The sequence below is a fragment of the Dryocola mayonis genome (assembly GCF_051307045.1).
Taxonomy (GTDB): Bacteria; Pseudomonadota; Gammaproteobacteria; order Enterobacterales; family Enterobacteriaceae; genus Dryocola.
The window spans coordinates 261,315-276,302 of sequence record NZ_CP150452.1 but is presented as its reverse complement, the minus strand read 5'-3'; the positions used below and the strand labels follow the sequence as shown (position 1 = coordinate 276,302).

The 14,988-nt window shown below is 57.7% G+C and carries 13 protein-coding genes and 3 pseudogenes; 6 read left to right on the top strand and 10 right to left on the bottom strand.

Translation table 11 applies throughout. The features are described 5' to 3' along the window. Positions 1–3: 3 nt before the first annotated feature. The 4 genes and pseudogenes from rpoH to ftsY all read right to left on the bottom strand — a co-directional run bounded on the left by rpoH (position 4) and on the right by ftsY (position 4,393). Positions 4–858, bottom strand: coding sequence for an RNA polymerase sigma factor RpoH (gene rpoH, locus WLO32_RS01230; RefSeq protein WP_435946920.1), 855 nt, complete (start codon positions 856–858; stop codon positions 4–6). Positions 859–1,131: 273 nt separating this feature from the next. After that, positions 1,132–2,188: pseudogene (gene ftsX, locus WLO32_RS01225) on the bottom strand (permease-like cell division protein FtsX). Continuing rightward, entirely contained in the window at positions 2,181–2,849 is a 669-nt protein-coding gene (gene ftsE, locus WLO32_RS01220) for a cell division ATP-binding protein FtsE (RefSeq protein WP_121267521.1), read from the bottom strand. Before ftsE ends, ftsX begins: the two are co-directional and overlap by 8 nt. Before the next feature lie 2 nt (positions 2,850–2,851). Beyond that, on the bottom strand, positions 2,852–4,393 hold the full coding sequence (gene ftsY / locus WLO32_RS01215) for a signal recognition particle-docking protein FtsY (protein ID WP_435946919.1): 1,542 nt from the start codon (positions 4,391–4,393) through the stop codon (positions 2,852–2,854). A 194-nt stretch (positions 4,394–4,587) separates the two neighbouring features. On the opposite strand from ftsY, the gene rsmD reads away from it, so the two are divergent. Then, complete coding sequence (gene rsmD, locus WLO32_RS01210) at positions 4,588–5,163, top strand: 16S rRNA (guanine(966)-N(2))-methyltransferase (protein WP_435946918.1); 576 nt, start codon at positions 4,588–4,590, stop codon at positions 5,161–5,163. Between the two features lie 11 nt (positions 5,164–5,174). Beyond that, positions 5,175–5,444 (top strand): DUF1145 family protein, encoded by a 270-nt coding sequence (locus WLO32_RS01205; RefSeq protein WP_167614118.1) that lies wholly within the window; start codon positions 5,175–5,177, stop codon positions 5,442–5,444. On the opposite strand, the gene WLO32_RS01200 is transcribed toward WLO32_RS01205, so the two are convergent. Next, complete coding sequence (locus WLO32_RS01200; RefSeq protein WP_435946917.1) at positions 5,438–5,803, bottom strand: DUF2500 domain-containing protein; 366 nt, start codon at positions 5,801–5,803, stop codon at positions 5,438–5,440. The genes WLO32_RS01205 and WLO32_RS01200 overlap by 7 nt on opposite strands. Positions 5,804–5,974: 171 nt before the next feature. On the opposite strand from WLO32_RS01200, the gene WLO32_RS01195 reads away from it, so the two are divergent. Together WLO32_RS01195 and zntA are read left to right on the top strand one after the other, a co-directional pair. Further along, positions 5,975–6,601 carry a lysoplasmalogenase gene (locus WLO32_RS01195; RefSeq protein WP_435946916.1) on the top strand — a complete coding sequence of 209 codons (627 nt, stop codon included), beginning with the start codon at positions 5,975–5,977 and terminating at the stop codon, positions 6,599–6,601. A gap of 83 nt (positions 6,602–6,684) precedes the next feature. Next, positions 6,685–8,890: pseudogene (zntA, locus tag WLO32_RS01190) on the top strand (Zn(II)/Cd(II)/Pb(II) translocating P-type ATPase ZntA). Between the two features lie 55 nt (positions 8,891–8,945). On the opposite strand, the gene WLO32_RS01185 reads toward zntA, so the two are convergent. From WLO32_RS01185 to tusA, 4 genes are all read right to left on the bottom strand, one after another. Continuing rightward, positions 8,946–10,232 carry a TRAP transporter large permease gene (locus WLO32_RS01185; RefSeq protein ID WP_435946915.1) on the bottom strand — a complete coding sequence of 429 codons (1,287 nt, stop codon included), beginning with the start codon at positions 10,230–10,232 and terminating at the stop codon, positions 8,946–8,948. Positions 10,233–10,248: 16 nt separating this feature from the next. Further along, complete coding sequence (locus WLO32_RS01180; RefSeq protein ID WP_435946914.1) at positions 10,249–10,758, bottom strand: TRAP transporter small permease; 510 nt, start codon at positions 10,756–10,758, stop codon at positions 10,249–10,251. 31 nt (positions 10,759–10,789) lie between these two features. Next, on the bottom strand, positions 10,790–11,773 hold the full coding sequence (locus tag WLO32_RS01175) for a TRAP transporter substrate-binding protein (protein ID WP_435946913.1): 984 nt from the start codon (positions 11,771–11,773) through the stop codon (positions 10,790–10,792). A 196-nt stretch (positions 11,774–11,969) separates the two neighbouring features. After that, positions 11,970–12,215: a sulfurtransferase TusA gene (gene tusA, locus WLO32_RS01170; RefSeq protein ID WP_435946912.1), complete on the bottom strand. Its 246-nt coding sequence runs from the start codon at positions 12,213–12,215 to the stop codon at positions 11,970–11,972. Between the two features lie 178 nt (positions 12,216–12,393). On the opposite strand from tusA, the gene WLO32_RS01165 reads away from it, so the two are divergent. Together WLO32_RS01165 and WLO32_RS01160 are read left to right on the top strand one after the other, a co-directional pair. Continuing rightward, entirely contained in the window at positions 12,394–13,059 is a 666-nt protein-coding gene (locus WLO32_RS01165) for a 7-cyano-7-deazaguanine/7-aminomethyl-7-deazaguanine transporter (protein ID WP_435946911.1), read from the top strand. Between the two features lie 72 nt (positions 13,060–13,131). Further along, entirely contained in the window at positions 13,132–13,689 is a 558-nt protein-coding gene (locus WLO32_RS01160; protein WP_435946910.1) for a DcrB family lipoprotein, read from the top strand. On the opposite strand, the pseudogene WLO32_RS01155 reads toward WLO32_RS01160, so the two are convergent. Continuing rightward, positions 13,690–14,914: pseudogene (locus tag WLO32_RS01155) on the bottom strand (MFS transporter). Between the last annotated feature and the right edge of the window lie 74 nt (positions 14,915–14,988).

Below are 14,988 nucleotides of genomic sequence, written 5' to 3'. Positions count from 1 at the left end.
GCGTTACGCTTCGATGGCCATGCGCAGTTTTTTCATCGCGTTCTTTTCGAGCTGACGGACGCGCTCTGCGGAAACGCCGTAGCGGTCGGCCAGTTCCTGCAGCGTGCTTTTGTTGTCATCGTCAAGCCAGCGCGCGCGGATGATGTCCTGGCTGCGCTCGTCAAGGCCCAGCATAGCGTCGCTGAGCTTATCAGCGGCGTGCGATTCCCAGTTGTCATCTTCAATGCCGTCGGCAAAGTTAGATGTTTTATCCTGCAGGAACAGCACCGGCGCCATTGGCGCGCTGTCGGAATCGTCATCGTTCGACATGTCAAAGGTCATGTCCTGCGCCGCCATGCGGGATTCCATCTCACGCACGTCTTTGCTGGATACGCCAAGCTCGCTGGCGACCATTTCCACTTCGTCCTGATTAAACCACCCCAGACGTTGTTTAGTCTTACGCAGGTTAAAGAACAGCTTACGCTGCGCTTTAGTGGTCGCCACTTTCACAATACGCCAGTTACGCAGCACGTATTCGTGAATTTCGGCCTTGATCCAGTGCACGGCAAAGGAGACCAAGCGGACACCCACTTCCGGGTTGAAGCGGCGCACCGCTTTCATCAGGCCGATATTGCCTTCCTGAATCAGGTCAGCCTGCGGCAGGCCATAGCCCGAATAATTACGAGCGATGTGAACAACAAAGCGCAGGTGAGACAGGATCAGCCTTTTCGCTGCTTCCAGATCGCCCTGGTAATGCAGCTTTTCAGCCAGCTCCTTCTCTTCCTCAGCCGTTAACATCGGCCAGGAGTTAGCGGCCCGGATATAGGATTCCAGGTTACCAACAGGGGCTAAAGCTAAATTTTGCATTTCTTTGGTCATTCAAATCCTCTCTTAGAGACTAACGTACAGATTGCTACAGCCATTCTTTATGCAGCAAAGGCCTGACTTCACGTTAAGGTGCCAAACCGTACCATCCACACTACTCTCAGACAGTGATCTTATCCACAAGTTCAATGTATGGCTGTGTATAGATTACACACAAAATGTGACAGCACAACTACTACGGCAGGAGAAACGGCGAACCGAAGATGGGGCCCTGTCCCCTGCTAACGGAAGTACCGTAAGCCGGGGACAAAGTATATCAAAAAAAATTTATTCTGGGGTAAAGCGACGTAAATGTTGCACGGTGGCGATCCAGGCGGCCGTCCAGCCAATCATCGCGGACACCAGCAGCAGCAGCAGGCATTCATCAAAACCTAAGCCCGAAATATCGAACTTCGTTCCGAAGACCTGCGCCACTTCCGTTACCGCGGACGACAGCCGCAGCACCAGAATTTCCGAGAGTATCAGCGATAAAAAGGCGCCGGTGAAACCCAGCAGCGCGCCGCCGTACAGGAAAGGACGCAGGATAAAACCGTCCGTCGCGCCAATCAGTTTCTGGACGTTAATCGTATCGCGGCGGGCAAAAATGCTCAGCCTCACGCTGTTGCCGATCACCAGGAATACGGCGGCAACCATCAAAATACCGATCATGGCCGATACCCGCCCGACAAGGCCCCGTCAGCGCGGCAAGGCGCGCGAACCAGCTGTCGTCCATGCGTACTTCGTCCACGCCGTTAATACGCGCCACGCGATCGCGCAGGGTGTTCAGATGGTCCGTGCTCTGGAAGTCCAGCTTCGGATTCACCACCGCTACCGCCGGCAGCGGGTTTTCCTCCAGCATATCCAGCGCGCCGCCAAAACCTGACCAGTTGCGGAACTCGCCAAGCGCCTCGTCGCGCGAAAGATAGTTAACTTTATCAACGCCCTCTTCGGCCTGAATAGCGCCCACCACCTGCTGGGCCGCGTTATCATCCAGCGCTTTATCGAGATAAACGGTGATTTGCGGCGAAGGATAGTACTGCGTCGCGGCGTGATTCACGTTTTTATACACCATGTAGCACACGCTCGGCAGCGTAAGCGAAATGGCGATAACCATCACCGTAAGGAAAGTGGCCAGAGGCTTGCTTTTAAGATCCTGTACCGCGCCTTCCCAGGCGTAGCGGAACTGTTCGTTCACGCCGCCCTTGAGGGAACGAGCTTTTGACTGCGGCCCTTTGCCGCGTTTTTTTACCGAGCGGCCCAGATCCCCAAGCTTGTTGAGCCGGTTGATTTTATCCAGCTTGTTGCTAAAGCGCTTGATGTGATTGAGCGCGTTGCGTTTATTCACCTGCCAGGCCTCCATGCAAATGGCCGTCGCTTAACGTCAACATACGATAGTTACGACGGGAGATAAGGCCGATGTCGTGCGTCGCCATCAGCACTGTTACCCCAACGCGGTTAAACTCTTCGAACAGGCGCAAAATCCCTTCCGAGAGCGCGTCATCGAGGTTGCCTGTCGGTTCGTCCGCCAGCAGTACGGCAGGCTTATTGACCACCGCGCGGGCGATGCCTACGCGCTGCTGCTCGCCGCCGGAGAGCTGAATCGGGAAGTTCTTCGCTTTGTCCAGCAGGCCGACCTTATCCAGCGCGGCGCTTACGCGACGGCGAATATCTTCTCCGCTGGCCCCGGCGATAATCAGCGGGATCGCCACGTTGTCGTAAACCGTTCGGTCCATCAGCAGGTGGTGATCCTGGAAGATCATGCCGATCTGGCGCCGCAGGAACGGCACCTCCCGGCTTTTCAGACGGCTGATATCATGGCCGCTGAAAGAGATTTTCCCGGCGCTTGGCCGTTCAATACCGCAGATAAGCTTCAGCAGGGTGCTTTTCCCTGCGCCAGAGTGGCCGGTCAGAAAGGCCATCTCGCCGGGTTGCATATGGAAGGTGACTCCCTGCAACGCCTGTCTTCCACCGAGATAGGCTTTACTGACGTGTTCAAAGCGAATCATTGTTAATCCTCTCGGGCAAAAAGTGCCTCAATAAAATCGTCCGCTTTAAACGGACGTAAATCCTCAATTCGTTCGCCGACGCCAATGTAGCGAATCGGAATGCCAAACTGATCGGCCACGGAGAAAATCACGCCGCCTTTGGCTGTGCCATCCAGTTTAGTCAGGGTGATGCCCGTCAGCCCTACGGCTTCATGGAACAGTTTCGCCTGGCTTACCGCATTCTGACCGGTACTGGCATCAATGGTGAGCATAACCTCATGCGGGGCGTCTTCGTCCAGCTTTTTCATCACGCGAACGATTTTCTTCAGCTCTTCCATCAGGTGCGCTTTGTTCTGCAGGCGCCCTGCGGTATCGGCTAACAATACGTCGACGCCGCGCGCTTTGGCCGCCTGAATCGCATCGAAAATAACCGAAGCGGAGTCCGCGCCGGTATGCTGGGCGACAACGGGAATATTGTTGCGCTGGCCCCACACCTGCAGCTGTTCGACCGCCGCCGCGCGGAAGGTATCCCCCGCCGCCAGCATCACCGATTTGCCTTCCTGCTGGAACTGACGCGCCAGCTTGCCGATGGTGGTGGTTTTACCCACGCCGTTTACGCCCACCATCAGGATCACGAACGGCGTCTTGCCTTCAACGTTGAGCGGCTCATCGACTTTCGCCAGGATCTCGCCCATTTCTTCCTTCAGCAGGCCATAAAGCGCTTCGGCGTCGCGCAGCTCTTTGCGGCTCGCGCCTTCGGTCAGGTTGCTGATGATTTTACGGGTGGTTTCAACGCCGACGTCGGCTATCAGCAGCTGCTCTTCCAGCTCTTCAAACAGATCGTCGTCGATTTTCTTACCGCGGAACAGACTGATAAATCCGGAACCGAGATTCTGTTTAGTTTTCAGCAGGCTGCGTTTAAGGCGCGCGAAGAAGCCCTCTTTGGTCGGTCTCTCCTGCTCCTGCTGCGCGTCATCCTGCTGGAGCCGTTCCTGCGCGTCTTCTTCCGCTGGCGTAACCGCCTCGGTTTCTACCGGCGCTTCTTCAGCGGGCTCATATTCAATATGCGCGGCGACGAGTTCTTCGATTTCAGCGACGGTGTCTGCAACAATGCTGTCCTGCTCTGCCTGCCACTCTTCCGCTTCCGGTTCAACCTCAGCGACTTCTTCCGGCAGCGGCAGCTCTTCATGTTCGATAACGGCCTGCGGTTGGGCCGCGGGTTCCGGCTCGTGCACTACCTCCGCTTCAGCGGCTTGCGGCTCGGCAACCGCTGTATTCGCTTCGCTTTCAGCCAGCTTTTCGCTGACTTCCACAATCTCTTCGGCGAAGGCTTCGGTTTCCTGCTCGCCAGGCGCTGCAGGCTCAACTTCCGCTGCCGGCCGGGCGCTTTCCTCAGCGGCCTGCGGCTGCGCCGGCTCGACGGCTTGTTCAGCCTTCGGCTCGGCAGGATCTTCGGCAACCGGTGGTTCTTCTATAACTTTTTGTTCTGTTTCTTGTTCCGGTTCCTGCTCTTTCTGACCAAAGCCCAACCAGGAAAAAAAGCCGCGTTTTTTCTCTTTCGCCATTTGCGAATGTACTCCTCGCTGTTGATTCATGGCACAGGCCCGAGCATCGTTGTCCCGGGCGCTGAAAATAATCATCGATTGAATATGTTAGTCTATCACTTTCCCACAGCTAGCGGCACTCTGGCGGAATAAGGTTTCCCCTCCTGCCTCACGCCGCTAGAATAGTCGACAAAAATCGCATCGCAGTGAGTCTCATGAAGAAACCCCAATCCTCAGGCGCAGGCCAGATCCGCATCATCGGCGGGCTCTGGCGCGGCCGTAAGCTTCCCGTTCCCGACAGCCCGGGCCTGCGTCCAACCACCGACCGGATACGCGAAACGCTGTTCAACTGGCTGGCGCCGTCGATGGTGGACGCCAACGTGCTGGACTGCTTCGCCGGCAGCGGCGCGCTGGGGCTGGAGGCGCTTTCCCGCTACGCCGCAAGCGCAACGCTTCTGGAGATGGATCGCGCAGTCTCGCAGCAGCTGCAGAAGAACCTCGTCACGCTGAAAGCGGCAAACGGCCAGGTCATCAATACCAATACGTTGAATTATCTGGCGCAGCCGGGCAGGCCGCACACCATCGTGTTTGTCGATCCGCCGTTTCGTAAAGGGCTGCTGGAAGAAACGCTCGCCCTGCTGGAAAAAAACGGCTGGCTGGCCGAAGAGGCGCTGATCTATGTCGAAAGCGAGGTGGAAAACGCCATGCCGCCGGTGCCCGCGGGCTGGACATTACATCGTGAAAAGGTGGCCGGCCAGGTCGCCTGTCGCCTCTATCACCGCGAAGCATAAGGAGAAACACTATGCTGATTAACCTGGGCAGGCTGCTGATGCTGTGCGTATGGGCCTTTTTGTTACTGAATATTTTCCACCCGTTTCCGCGCCCGCTGAATATCTTTGTCAACGTAGCGCTGATTTTTATGGCGATTATGCATGCGATGCAGCTGGCGCTGTTGAAATCGACCCAGCCGAAAGACGGCCCGCCTCTGAGCCGCGTTCAGCAGCTGAAAATCTTCGTCTTCGGCGTTTTTGAACTGCTGGCCTGGCAGAAGAATCTGCGTAAAGGTCAGTGAGCGGACTGCGGGACGAAGCCGATAAAGCGCGTCCCTTTGTACCGCAGCGTGCCTTTATCCCCCACGCTAATTTCATGGTAGCTGGCTGCCGGCACGCGCATTTTCATCTCCATGCCGCCCGTTAGCGGTCGAAACCCTACTTCGTAACGCATTGCATCACCCGCAGGCGTCACGTCGCGCTGGCGCGAACGCCTGTCGTTAGCTGGCGTTTCGCGCTTGGTGGCGACTACCACCTCTTTCTGGCTCAGCGGCGCGGCGTCGTTTTCAGCATTCTGGCGGCGCTGCTGCATAAAGCGAAAAGAGGCGGCCACTACGATTAACACGATGATGGCAATAAAGAAAACGGGCGGCTTGCTCATGAATTTATCTCGATTTGTCAGACACTTTTAAGAATACCCCTCACCGCCGGGCGTTGTCATCCGGCGGGAATGACCACTAGACTGAAGGAAGAAGCACAGTCTTAAAATACATTATGAAAATTCCGGCGGGCGGCCTTATCAGTTTCCCGTCCTACGCAAAAGGAACGCGCCATGCTTTGGTCTTTTATTGCCGTATTCTTTTCCGGGTGGCTCTATGTGGATGCTTCCTATCGGGGTCCAGCCTGGCAGCGCTGGGTGTTTAAACCGCTCACGCTGTTACTGCTGCTGCTGCTCGCCTGGCAGGCGCCGATGTTTGAGGCCACGGGATATCTGATCCTTGCCGGTTTGCTGGCCACCCTTGCGGGCGACGCGCTTATGCTGCTGCCGACGCAGCGCATGCTGTACGCCATCGGCGCGTTCTTCCTGTCGCATCTGCTGTATGCCCTCTATTTCGCCAGCCAGATGACGCTCTCTTTCTTCTGGCCGCTGCCGCTGGCCCTGCTGATTATCGGGGCGCTGCTGGCGGCCGTTATCTGGACGCGGCTGGACACCTTCCGCTGGCCAATCATGACCTTTATCGGCATGACGCTGGTGATGGTATGGCTGGCGGGCGAACTCTACTTCTTCCGGCCGACCAGCAACAGCCTGTCCGGGTTTATCGGCGCCTCGCTCCTGCTGCTGGGCAATATTGTCTGGCTGGGCAGCCACTACCGCCGCCGCTTTACCGGCGACAGCGCCCTCGCCGCCGCCTGCTATTTTGCCGGGCACTTTATGATTGTCCGCGCGCTGTATATCTGAGCGGCAAATTCCCTCTTGACTCTGGAGTAAGCTCCAGAGTGTATCCTCGGTAATGAGAACATTATCATTACCGAGGAGCGCTGATGCTCAACGCTAAAAAAACCCCGCAGTTTGCGAAGGCAAAGATAAGTCCGCTGTCAGCCGACGCGCCCTCCTGCTGCAACGACGAGGGGTGCTCTGCCGCAGCGCCCCAGCCTGAGGTTGCGGCGGATAAAGGCGAACGTTACAGCTGGCAGGTCGCAGGCATGGACTGCGCCGCCTGCGCGCGCAAAGTCGAAAACGCAGCGAAACAGATCCCCGACGTAGAGCACGTACAGGTTCTTTTTGCGACGGAAAAACTTCTCGTCACCGCCCCACGCGACGTGCGCCAGGAAGTCGAACAGGCCGTGAAAGCCGCCGGCTATACGCTTCGCGACGGCTCCGCACCCGCTCCTGAAGCGGCTTCAGGCTGGCGTGAAAACCTGCCGCCGATCGCCTTGCTGATTATGATGGCCCTGAGCTGGGGGCTGGAGCAGCTTAACCATCCGTTCGGCAATATGGCGTTTATCGCCACCACTCTGGTTGGCCTGTGGCCCGTGGCCCGTCAGGCCTTAAGGCTGATTCGCAGCGGCAACTGGTTCGCCATCGAAACGCTGATGAGCGTCGCGGCAATCGGCGCGCTGTTTATCGGCGCTACCGCAGAAGCGGCGATGGTGCTGGTGCTGTTCCTGATTGGCGAACGCCTTGAATCCTATGCCGCAAGCCGCGCCAGACGCGGAGTGAGCGCCCTGATGGCGCTCAAGCCGGAAGTCGCGACGCGCGTTCGCAACGGCGAAAGAGAAAACGTCGCGCTGGGCGAGCTTCGTCCCGGCGATGTAATTGAAGTTTCTGCCGGCGGACGCTTACCGGCGGACGGCCGTCTGCTCAGCGCAGCCGCCAGCTTCGACGAAAGCGCCCTGACCGGCGAATCCGTTCCCGTTGAGCGCGGCCAAAACGAGAAAGTTCCGGCGGGCAGCACCAGCGTCGACAGGCTAGTTCAGCTGGAGGTCATTTCTGAGCCGGGCGACAGCGCCATTGACCGCATCCTTCGCTTAATTGAGGAAGCCGACGAGCGCCGCGCGCCGATAGAACGCTTTATTGACCGCTTCAGCCGTATCTACACGCCGGTAATTATGGCCATCGCCCTGCTTGCCGCCGTCGTGCCGCCGCTGCTGTTCGGGCAAAGCTGGGCCGAGTGGATTTATAAAGGGCTGGCGCTGCTGCTGATCGGCTGCCCGTGCGCGCTGGTTATTTCGACGCCGGCCGCGATAACTTCGGGGCCTCGCCGCCGCCGCTCGCCGCGGCGCGCTGATAAAAGGCGGCGCGGCGCTGGAACGCCTCGGGCAGATCCAGCAAATAGCCTTCGATAAAACCGGCACGCTGACCGCGGGAAAACCGCAGGTTACCGCGGTCGAAATCGCGGCTTCCGCAAGCGAAAACGAGCTGCTGGCGCTTGCCGCCGCCGTGGAGCTGGGTTCGACGCATCCGCTGGCGCAGGCCATTGTGCGCGAAGCGCAACAACGGGCGCTCCCGCTGCCGGCAACGGAATCGCATCGTGCGCTGGCGGGCGTTGGCGTTGAAGCAACGGTCAATGGCGAAAAGCTGCTGCTCAGCTCGCCGGACAAACTGCCTGCTGAGGCGCTAAATACCGGCTGGCGGCAGCGCATCACGCAGCTGGAGGCGCAAGGCCAGACGGTGGTTGCCGTCGTCGGGCAAAACCAGCTGCTGGGCATTATTGCCATGCGCGACACGCTGCGCAGCGATGCCAAAGAGGCCATCGCGGCCCTAAAAAATATCGGCGTGCAGGGGATAATGCTGACGGGCGATAACCCGCGCGCTGCCGCGGCCATCGCCGAAGAGTTGGGCATGGACTATCGCGCCGGCCTGCTGCCCGCGGATAAAGTCAAAGCGGTAAACGAGCTGAACGCCCGGCAGCCGCTGGCGATGGTAGGCGACGGCATCAACGATGCGCCGGCAATGAAAGCCGCCACCCTCGGCATCGCCATGGGCAGCGGAACCGACGTTGCGCTGGAAACCGCAGATGCGGCGCTCACGCACAACCGCCTGACGGAGCTGGCGGGCATGATTGGCCTTGCCAGAGCCACGCATAACAATATCCGCCAGAACATCACCATCGCGCTGGGGCTGAAAGGTATCTTCCTGATTACCACGCTGCTGGGGATCACCGGCCTGTGGCTGGCGGTACTCGCGGATTCCGGTGCGACCGCCCTGGTGACGGCCAACGCGTTGCGTTTACTCAGCAAGAAATAGCCGCTGTAATCGGCAGGGTGGATAGTCCTGAGTCCTCTCCACCCTGCTTAACAACCTAGTTCATCCCCAGGGCATGCGGCAGCCATAAAGAAACCCACGGAATATAAGTCACCATTCCCAGCACCACCAGCAGCATGGCGTAGAACGGCAGCATAGCCCGCACCACCACTTCTATTTTCTGCTTGCTGACCGCGCTTGCGACAAACAGCACCGAGCCAACCGGCGGAGTAATCAGACCGATGCCCAGGTTAACCATCATGATCATCCCGAAATGCACCGGATCGATACCCAGCGAGTTGGTCACCGGCAGCAGCACGGGGGTGAGGATCAAAATGATCGGCGCCATGTCCATCAGCGTGCCGATCAGCAGCAGCATGACGTTCAGGTACATCAGGATCACGTACTTGTTGTCGGACAGCGAGGTGAAGAACTCGGTGATGCGCGCCGGGAGCTGCATGTAAGTCATTACCGCGCCAAAGGCCGCCGCAAAGCCGATCAGTATCATCACGATAGAGACGGTTTTCACGGTGCGGAACATCAGCTTAGGCAGCTCGTTCCATTTGTAGTCGCGGTAGATAAACATGGTAACGAAAAACGCCCACACGCAGGCTACCGCCGCCGATTCCGTAGCGGTAAACACGCCGGTCAGAATACCACCGAGGATAATAACCACGGTCATCAGGCCCCATAGCGCGTCAAAAAAGATCTTCAGCGCCTGTTTGAAGGGGATGCGTTCGCCTTTCGGATAGCCGCGTTTATGGGCAAAGCCCAGGCACAGCGCCATCAGGCAAAAACCAAGCAGCAGCCCCGGCAGCACGCCGGCGATAAACAGCGTGGCGATGGAAACCGTGCCGCCGGCCGCCAGCGAATAAATCACCGAGTTATGGCTTGGCGGGATCAAAATCGCCTGCACCGATCCGCTCGCCGTTACCGCCGCCGCGTATTCGCGTGGATAGCCTTTTTTCTCCATTTCCGGGATCATCACGCTGCCGATCGACGCGGTATCCGCGACCGAAGATCCGGAGATCGCCCCGAAGAAAGTAGAGGCTACGATATTCACCAGCGACAGGCCGCCGCGGATAAAACCGACGAAAATATAGGCGAAATTCACCAGACGCCGCGCGATGCCGCCTTCCGCCATAATTGCCCCGGCCAGAATAAAAAACGGGATCGCCAGCAGCGTGAATTTGTTCACCCCGCTGGTAATTTGAATCATGATCGCTTCGAGCGGCAGCTCAATCCACAGCGCGCCGACCATCGCGCTTAGCCCAACGGCGAACGCCACCGGCATCCCCACGGCCAGCAGGACGGCAAGCGTGGCTAATAAAATTATTGCATCCATACTGGAGCCCCCGGCCTTAACCGTGATTACCAAGCATGACCACCGGACGGTTCTCCTGAGAACCAAACAGCAATCGCTCGATAACAAACAAAATCAGCAATACCGCGCCAATCGGCAACGGCAGGTAGGTTTGTCCCGATGTCAGCACGGGGAACTCCGCGACAGGCTGCTCCCACAGATCCGCGCACAGGAAGTAGCTGTAGTAAAACATCACCGCTGAAATCAGCAGCATCAGCAGATCCACTATGCGGGCGCAGAACGTCTGCAGCGCCGGCGGCAGCCGGTCCGTCAGCATATTGACCGCGATGTGCGACCCGGCGCGATAGCTCACCGCCGCGCCGATAAAGGTGAACGTCACCATACAGATTATCGCGACCGGCTCCGGCCAGGACTCGCCGCGGTTCAGCACATAGCGCGAGAAAATCCCAATCGGAATGATGACGGTCATGATAAGCAAAGAGAAACCGGCGACGAGCATCGCCGCCAGGTAAACTTTATCCAGCCAGTTTGAGAAGCTTCGGGACATAGGTCCTCCACGAACAGGTAAGCCGTTGGGATCACTGCACGTCAGCGATAGCTTTCATCAGATCCTGATGCTTCTCGCCATACTCTTTGCGTACCGGCTCGGTCGCTTTGACAAACCAGGCCTTGTCGATTTCGTGGAACTGCACGCCGCCCGCCTTCATTTTTTCCAGCGCCTGCCGGTTATAGGCGTTCCACAGCTCGCGCTGCTCCATTTGCGCCTCGCGGGCAAGCTTAAGGATTTTTTGCTGGTTATCAGCGCTTAGCTTGTCCCACTTCACTTTGGAGTAGAGCAGCATTTCCGGAGTGATGAAGTGGCCGCTCAGGGTGTAGTTTTTGGCGACCGGCATGTAGTTGTGGGCGATAAACGTCGGCGGGTTGTTTTCCGCGCCGTCGATAACTCCGGTTTGCATCCCGCTGTAAACCTCGCTCACCCCCATCGCCACGGAGTTGGCCCCCATGTCTTTAAGCGTAGCCAGCGCCACCGGGCTGCCCTGCACGCGGATTTTCATGCCGTGTAAATCTTCCGGCTTCAGCACCGGGCTTTTGGTAATCAGGTTACGGGTGCCGGAATCCATCCAGCCGAGGAATACCAGGCGGGATTTCGGATTGGAGGTGAGCTTCTCGCCGATCTCTTTACCCAGATCGCCATCGATCACCTTATGCATATGATCCTCGTCGCGGAACACGTACGGCAGGGTAAAGACCTCAACGTCCGGCAGGATGGCGGCAACCGGCGCCATGGAGACGCGAATCATGTCGATAGCCCCCATCTGCGCCTGCTCAATCATCTGCTTTTCATCGCCGAGAACGCCGCTGGGGAAGACTTTAATCTCCAGCTCCCCGTTAGTTTGCTGCTTGAGTTTTTCACCCATATTTTGCACCGCCACCACGTTTGGGTAGCCCACGGGATGCACATCCGCGGCCTTGATGACCTGCGCGAAACCCGCTTGCGCAAACAGCAGTGACGCGGTGGACAGGCACAGGCCGGCGAAAGCAGGCAGTAAAGTCTTCTTCATCGTGTCGCTCCGGTACAGAGGTAAGGTAGGTAAGAAGTAAAACAATGTTTTATTTTGTCGACTAAAAACTAGCCTGGATGAAGAAAAGCGGAGGTGAAGCAGTTCACAAAAGCAGCAAAAAATGAAATCGGGGTTCAGTTGGGATGCAAAGCAGGTTCAGAAGCCCTGTGCATGCGCAGCACAGGGAACAGGCAGGCTACTGGCCTTTACGCAGCAGGTAGCGGTAAGGCAATGATTCTACCTGCGAAGCGATTAATTCATGCTCCATAAAGCGGCAAAAACCGGGAATATCGCGCGTGGTGGCCGGATCGTCGGCGATAATCAACAGCGTCTCGCCAGGCTGCATATTACGCACGGTTTTGCGCACCATCATTACCGGCTCGGGGCAGCGCAGGCCCGAGGCGTCAAGGGTATGGTCCGGATGGGCGAACAGGTCGGTCATGGCAGTCTCGTATTTAAAAAAACCGCGCTAGTTTACGCCCGGTAAATTCTCGCGCAAGCGACGTGAACGATTGCGTTAAAATTAACCATTGCAAAGCGAGGCTAAAGCAGTATTATCCCCCGGCTTTTAAAAAGCGCTCACTGGGTTCCCTCACCCCATTCATTAAAAAGGCTAAAATATGACGCAGTTTCAAACCCAACAGCGCGTGAAGGCGTTGTTCTGGCTATCGCTATTCCATTTGCTGGTGATCACTTCCAGCAACTATCTGGTGCAGCTACCGGTTTCGGTCTTAGGTTTTCATACCACCTGGGGCGCGTTCAGCTTCCCGTTCATCTTCCTGGCAACCGATCTGACGGTGCGGATTTTCGGCGCCCCCCTCGCGCGGCGCATTATCTTCGCGGTGATGATCCCGGCGCTGGTGATTTCCTACGGCATTTCGGCGCTGTTCTATATGGGCAAATGGCAAGGTTTCGAGGCGCTGACGCACTTCAACCTGTTTGTCGCCCGTATCGCTACCGCAAGCTTTATGGCCTACGCGCTGGGGCAAATTCTTGACGTGCACGTCTTTAACCGCCTGCGCCAGAACCAGCGCTGGTGGCTTGCGCCGACCGCCTCGACCCTGTTCGGCAACGTCAGCGACACGCTCTCCTTCTTCTTTATCGCTTTCTGGCGCAGCCCGGACGCGTTTATGGCGCAGCACTGGGTGGAGATCGCTATCGTCGACTATTGCTTTAAGGTGTTGATCAGCATTGTTTTCTTCCTGCCGATGTACGGCGTGCTGCTCAATATGCTGTTAAAGCGCCTCGCGGACAAATCTGAAATATCGACGTTACAGCCCGGTTGACGGTACTTAAATCATCTTGTGCTAAGATGCTGGGATTGGCCTCAACGGCTTGTTAACGTAAAGGATAAAGTCATGCGTAACCTGGTTAAATATGTCGGTATTGGCCTGCTGGTGCTCGGTCTTGCCGCCTGCGACAACAACGATACCAAAACCCCGACCGAAGGGGCCGCAGCGGAAAGCAACGCCAACGGTCAGCCGATCGACCTGCTTGACGGCAAGGTGAGCTTCGCCCTGCCTGCGGATATGACGGATCAGAGCGGCAAAGTGGGCACGCAGGCGAATAACATGCATGTCTATTCCGACGCCACCGGCCAGAAAGCGGTTATCGTCATTATCGGCGATAACACCACCGAAGATTTGGACGCTCTGGCAAAACGCCTGGAAGACCAGCAGCGCGCACGCGATCCGCAGCTGCAGGTCGTGACCAACAAATCCGTCGAGATTAAAGGCCACAAATTGCAGCAGCTCGACACCATTATCTCTGCCAAAGGCCAAACCGCCTATTCGTCGGTTATCCTGAGCAAAGTGGACGACAAGCTGTTGACCATGCAGATAACCCTGCCTGCGGACAATCAGCAGCAGGCGCAGTCCGCCGCTGAGAACATCATCAATACCCTCACCATCAAATAATTAATCTGATGTGGACGTCACGGCCTCCGGTTGTTCAACCGGGGGCCGTTTTTTTAGCTGCCAGGCCAGAATCAGCGCGATAAACACCAGCGCAGCCGCCGCCAGGTATATTACCGATACGCCCGCATAGGCCATCGCCAGCCCGGCAAGCGGCCCGGTGACGCCAAGGGATAAATCCATAAACACGGTGTAGGTCGCTAACGCGCTGCCCTGATTTTGCTGCGGCACGGCCTTTACCGCCACCACGCCCAGCGCCGGAAACACCAGCGAGAAGCCTGCGCCAGTCAAAAACGTGCCGGCCTGCGCCATCCACTGCTGCTGCGCAAAGCCCACCAGCAGCAGCCCAACGATCTCCACGCCGAAGCAGACAATGGCCACGTTCAGCCCGCCCAGCCGGCTAATGCCGTTCGGGAAAAGTAAGCGAGCGCCCACAAATGCGCAGCTAAAGAGCGTGAGCGCAAAGGCCGCGCCCTCCCAGCCTTTGGCGTCGTAGAAAAGGGTAATAAAAGTGGCGATAACGCCAAACCCGGCGGAGGCCCAGCGCCAGCGCCATGCCATAAAGCCAGACGCGCCCGAGTACCGCCCGAAACGGCAGCGGCTTCCCTTTGCCGGCCTTCACCGCCGGGCGCGGCAGCGCAAGCAGAATGGCGATCAGGGCCACCGCCATAATAATGCCGGCCAGCAGCCTCAGGCCGCCCATGTGATAAAACAGCACGCCAAGCGGCGCACCTGCCGCCATCGCCCCGTAGGTCACAATGCCGTTCCAGGAGATAACGCGCCCGATGTGCAGCGAGCCGACAACCCCCACGCCCCACAGCGTGGAGCCGGTGCCGGCAAAGCTTTGCCCGATCCCCAGAATCACCCGCCCCAGGCAGAGCAGAATTAAACTTATCATCGGCCAGCCGCTGCCAAACGCGGCCAGCAGGTAGCTGAGGCCGCTGAGAAAACAGCCGCATAGCCCGAACACGACGATTTTCTTCGGCCCGAGCAAATCCGCATAGCGCCCCGCATGCGGGCGGCTTAATAACGTGGCAAAATATTGCAGGCTGATAACCAACCCGGCCCAGAAGGCGCTAAAGCCCATAATGTCATGGACATAGCCCGGCAACACCGCCAGCGGCAGGCCGATGGTCATGTAGCTTGCGAAGTTAAACATCACCACGGAAACAATCCGCAGGTTGAGACGAAAACCGCTTAACGGGGGTTGAGGAGCAAGGTCTGGCATCAGCATTCACTTAAAAAACAGCCGTCACCCAGTATAAACAGGTACAGGCCTGGATTTCAGCTACGGACTTTCAG